The organism is Candidatus Erwinia dacicola (genome assembly GCF_001756855.1).
Classification (GTDB): domain Bacteria; phylum Pseudomonadota; class Gammaproteobacteria; order Enterobacterales; family Enterobacteriaceae; genus Erwinia; species Erwinia dacicola.
This window is the reverse complement of record NZ_MAYS01000390.1, coordinates 1-1542: the sequence shown is the minus strand read 5'-3', so window position 1 is coordinate 1542 and position 1542 is coordinate 1. Positions and strand designations below refer to the sequence as shown.

General features: G+C 51.8%; 3 protein-coding genes. All 3 read right to left on the bottom strand.

What is annotated here, in order from left to right; translation table 11 throughout:
• The coding region (locus tag BBW68_RS10930) for an IS6 family transposase (RefSeq protein ID WP_070135390.1) at nucleotides 1-476 on the bottom strand (476 nt) is incomplete at its 3' end.
• A gap of 217 nt (nucleotides 477-693) precedes the next feature.
• Nucleotides 694-969, bottom strand: coding sequence for a type II toxin-antitoxin system RelE/ParE family toxin (locus BBW68_RS10920; protein ID WP_222563086.1), 276 nt, complete (start codon nucleotides 967-969; stop codon nucleotides 694-696).
• Nucleotides 966-1256, bottom strand: a complete 291-nt coding sequence (locus BBW68_RS10915; protein ID WP_070135387.1) for a CopG family ribbon-helix-helix protein — start codon at nucleotides 1254-1256, stop codon at nucleotides 966-968. The genes BBW68_RS10920 and BBW68_RS10915 overlap by 4 nt, the downstream gene beginning before the upstream one ends.
• Nucleotides 1257-1542 lie beyond the last annotated feature (286 nt).

The following is a 1542-nucleotide window of genomic DNA, read 5'->3' as shown; positions in this document are numbered from 1 at the left end:
TGCTGCGGACATTTACCTTCCCGCTTCAGCAATGCCAGCGCCCGCCCATATATCGGGGCTTTATCTGTGTTGATCAACCGTGGAATTTGCAGGCGCTTCGTATTATTCAGAAGTTTACCCATAAAGCGATAGGCGGCTTTGGTGTGACGACGTGAAGACAGGTAAAAGTCAATGGTGCAGCCCCTGCTGTCGACGGCGCGGTACAGATAAGCCCAGCGTCCGTTGACCTTCACGTAGGTTTCATCGAGATGCCATGAGCCAAAACCGGAAGGTTGACGCCAGTACCAGCGCCGCTGCTTTTCCATTTCAGGTGCAGAACGCTGAACCCATCGATAAATCGTGGTGTGATCGACATTTACCCCTCGCTCAGCCAGCATCTCCTGCAGCTCACGATAACTGATGCCATATTTGCAGTACCAGCGGACGGCCCACAGGATAATATGACGCTCAAAATGTCGACCTTTAAATGGGTTCATGTGCTGCTCCTTCAACTAAACAGTGGCATCAGTTTACCATCGCCAGATCTTTGCAACAGTGCCTCAAAAAACCCGCCTTTCCGAAAGAAATTAGGTTCGACTCACCAGAACAATTGCTTAAACAAAAACGCAGCCTGACCCTGTTCAGGCAGTCTCAGAGCGCCATGCTGAAACTGCAACAGAACATTAAGCTGGACATCAAAGGCGGCATGAAGTTTTAACAAGGCCACTCGCGGGCTGCGTGCAGTACGCGCAACACCCGAACACAATCATCGGTCACGTCATAAATCAGGATGTAATTTTGATGGGCAACCAGCTCACGGGTACCAGAAACGCGACCAGTTCGCCCAAGTGCGGGGTTATCGACCAGACGCCCTGCCTTTTCAGAAAGTAGCTCATCGAGGGCAAGCGCGGCGGCGGGATTGTCCTGTGCGATGTATTCGCGGATTCCTTTCCGGTCATTAGCTGCCGGAAGCGTCCAGATCAACCTCACGCTGTGTATCCGGTCATCTGGCGGCGTGTTTTTTCCCGCCATTTGGCGGCCTCTGCCTCTACCTCATCTGCCGTAATGACATTACCTACATTTGCCGCGTCAATTCCGGCCTGCACTTCACGGCGGAACCACGCATCATGGACGGCGGCTTCCTGCTGTTGTCGGACAAAATCGCGCATGTAATCGCGCAGGAGTTGTGCTCCTGTGCGATCTTTTGCTTTTGCGGCCTGCGAAAAATCGGATTTCAGCGATTCATCGACACGAAAGGTAAAGGTTGCCTCTGACATGGTTTTATCCTCATGTGTTATATGTTAAGTGCATTGTAGCACGCAACGAGAACCCCGTGTAGCGGCTGGCGTAGCGTGGGAAAGTGGAACCACTTTGACGGGCACTGTTGCAAATTTATTGATGAGTGGCGGATTCAAGTTTGAAGTGCAACGCTAAGCGCCCCATTTCCACTCGAAACGCAACAAAGTGACCCACTGGCCAGACCCGGATAAAATCTCCGTTCTGGTCTTACTGGAGAGCTTGTTGCATGCAGGGAAAACATCTGACTCAGAAAGAGCGGTTCTA